General features: G+C 63.5%; 2 protein-coding genes. One reads left to right on the top strand and one right to left on the bottom strand.

The genetic code is table 11. The annotated features are described in order from the left end of the window. On the bottom strand, nucleotides 1-1,088 hold a 1,088-nt coding region (locus tag IQ35_RS17795), incomplete at its 3' end, for a DUF4158 domain-containing protein (protein ID WP_145075363.1). A gap of 95 nt (nucleotides 1,089-1,183) precedes the next feature. Here IQ35_RS17795 and IQ35_RS17800 point away from each other — a divergent pair. Then, nucleotides 1,184-1,813: a recombinase family protein gene (locus IQ35_RS17800; protein ID WP_130752818.1), complete on the top strand. Its 630-nt coding sequence runs from the start codon at nucleotides 1,184-1,186 to the stop codon at nucleotides 1,811-1,813. Nucleotides 1,814-2,918 lie beyond the last annotated feature (1,105 nt).

The following is a 2,918-nucleotide window of genomic DNA, read 5'->3' on the forward strand; positions in this document are numbered from 1 at the left end:
GTGAGCCGTTCCCATCCCGCCCCGCGCGCGACCGCATCTTCCAGCGACGCGCCGTCGCCATGCGCTTCGAGCAATGATTGACCGAGTGCAGTGAAGCCGTTCAAAGTCGCAGTGGTAGCGCCTCTGGTTTCTACGACCCGCGCGTCATGCAGTTGCTTCGCGTCGCGCCAGGTGCGGCCAACGATCCGGTCATGTGTTTCAATCACCGCATCCGCCATCGCAGTGGCCCATTCAATGACACAGACCGCCATGATAGCGCGGCGCCGATCGGCGCCGAGGTCGCGCAGGCCATCGGCGAAGTAGCGCTCGCCCTGCCGGCGTAGCCGGGCGACGCGATGCGGTGGAACACCGGCAAGTAAACCATCATTGAGGTTCATCGCGCGCAGGAACTCGAGCCGGTCGAGCAGCCGGTTCGCCGCGGCGGAGTTGTTGCCCGGCTCAATCCGGCGCAGCCAGATGAAGCGGCTGATCGCCCCCGGCAGCATCTCGGTAGTCAGTCTGTCGAGCCCATCACAGGCGACGGGATCCAGACGGGCCGCGATCCGCTCCTCGATCCGACGTTCGGCGGCGACGAGCGCGTCCGCGCACAAACGCTCGATTGTCGTGATCGCCGGCAGGATGGTCATGGTTTCACGGCAGCGGGCAATGAAGCGCCGGGCAAGGTCGTCGTTTGAGCGTGCCTGCTCGGCTTCGGCGAGAAGCCAGTCGCGGAAAGCCCTGGCATACGGTCCCCGTCCGGGGAACATTCTGTATCCGTAGATACGGCGCAGCGCCTCCATGTGCTGGTGGCGGGTTTGGCGTCGAACGGCATAGGCCGCGAGCGTCTCGCCAGCGATGCCAAGCTGGGCGCCTAGAAAGGCAGATACGGTGTGGGGGATCAGTTCGCCGGGAGCAAGGGTCCGGCCTGGATATCGCAGCGCGCACAACTGCAGGGCGAACCCGATGCGGTTCTCCGGTCGGCGACGCCGGTCGATATGAATCAGGTCATCGTCTGCCAGAATATAATGGCGCAGCAGCGCCGCTTCGTCAGTCGGTAGGTCGAGTAGGGCCGAACGCTGTCGGGCGCTGAGGATATGGCGTCTCGGCATGCACGGCTTGTCCCCATTGAACAGAAGTCTGTTTTGGACAACACTGACCCCACGCAAATCAAGGCTTTTCGAGGCCTAATTCCAGAAGGGTTCAATTGGGACAGCGCGCCGCCATCTACGCCAGGGTTTCGACAGCCGACCAGTCGTGCGAACGGCAGCTCCGCGACCTGGCCGGCTTTGCTGAGCGTGGCGGCTATGAAGTGGTCGAGGTCTTCCGCGAAACCGCCTCGGGGATGAAGGCCAATCGCTCGGCACGTGCCGAAGTGATGAAGCTGGCCCAGACGCGCCACATCGATGCAATTCTCGTCACCGAACTCAGCCGCTGGGGACGTTCGACCCAAGACCTGCTCGATACGCTCAACCGGCTGTCAGGCTGGCGCGTGTCGGTGGTCGCGATGAGCGGCATGACGTTCGAGGTCGATACGCCGCATGGGCGGATGATGGCGACGATGCTCGCAGGTATAGCCCAGTTCGAGCGCGACATGCTGAGCGAGCGGGTCCGCTCTGGCCTTGCTGCAGCGCGGGCACGTGGCCGCAAACTCGGCCGGCAACTGGGGGAGCGACCCAAGTCGGACCGCCTCGCGCCCAAAGTGTTGGCGCATATCGCCGAGGGGCGGAGCTATCGCTGGATCGCTCGCGACCTGGGACTCAGCAAGAACACGGTCGCCGGGATCGTGGCTCGCGCACGGTGTAACGTGAGTCCTGATGTCACGGTGACGACATGACCGGGGCGTCTGGACGGCTGCGTCCCGATCCCCGGCGCAAGGCACGGTTTCGCGAAATCGCCCGAGGCATTGTCGCCAAGGATCGCTACAATCGGAAGTACGGGATCGCCGTCGACACTGCTGGCGCCATCGCGCAGGCGCTAGAGCGCGCGTACCGCGATGGAGTCCGAGACGACCCGGCCGCAGCCTTTCAAGCGCCCGAACAGGATGATGCCGGCCCGCTGGAATGGGCGTTGATCCCACCGCGACCGCGAGATGCCTTCTGGAGTATCTGCCTATACACCCTGGGCCGCGATACCGATCTCCCACGTGACGGCCATCTCGCTCCGGCTATTACCGAACGCGGAACGCCCGGATGGACACTCGTGGCAGGAGGGTACAGCCCTGACAGGGTGATCAGCGATAGGAGCATTGGCCCGCTTGTCCGCCTCGGCCTTATCGCGCTCGCAGTCGATTTACCGGTTCGCATGATCGTAACCGCACAGGGGAAGGAAACATGGGCTCTCTTCTGCCAGCGCGGTGGGATGTACCCTGAGGATCTCACTGACATTTGATCCATTTGATCGACATCCATCCGGCGGAATGGTGAAGGACAGCATCCGCCCCAAAGCGGACGCAGACACGCCAAAATCGGACCGTCCGCATCTCGGCAACCCTCACCAGCGCCTCGACCCGCCCAAAACCGAAATCCCCATAGACCACCTCGCGAGGCCCGCGGTTCGGGCATCGCCGACTTTACGACGCCTCACGGAGTCCGAAACCCTAAACGATACCTGTCAGGCAGCTTTGTATCCGTTTGGCAATTTAAGCCGCCATTCGCCTTGGCTTATTGCGAGCCCATCGCAACTTCGGTAAGGGCATCATTTAGCCTCTCTTATTCACGACGCTCGGTTTCGGGTCCGCTCTGGGCATTTGCTGCGGCTGGCTGTATTGCGCGGACGACCGGCATCGCTGGCGTTTGTTTCACCGCATTCGGATTGATGGGCTTTTCGGGTTGAAGGGCTGGGCTCGGAGTTCTGCGGCGCTGCCGCATGGGCTACGTCGGCGCAGGCTTCAGCCGGAGAACGAGGGCGCGGAACAGGTCGGCATCCGGACAGGCGGAAGC

Origin of the sequence: Sphingobium wenxiniae (assembly GCF_007830065.1) — a bacterium.
GTDB classification, from domain to species: Bacteria; Pseudomonadota; Alphaproteobacteria; order Sphingomonadales; family Sphingomonadaceae; genus Sphingobium; species Sphingobium wenxiniae.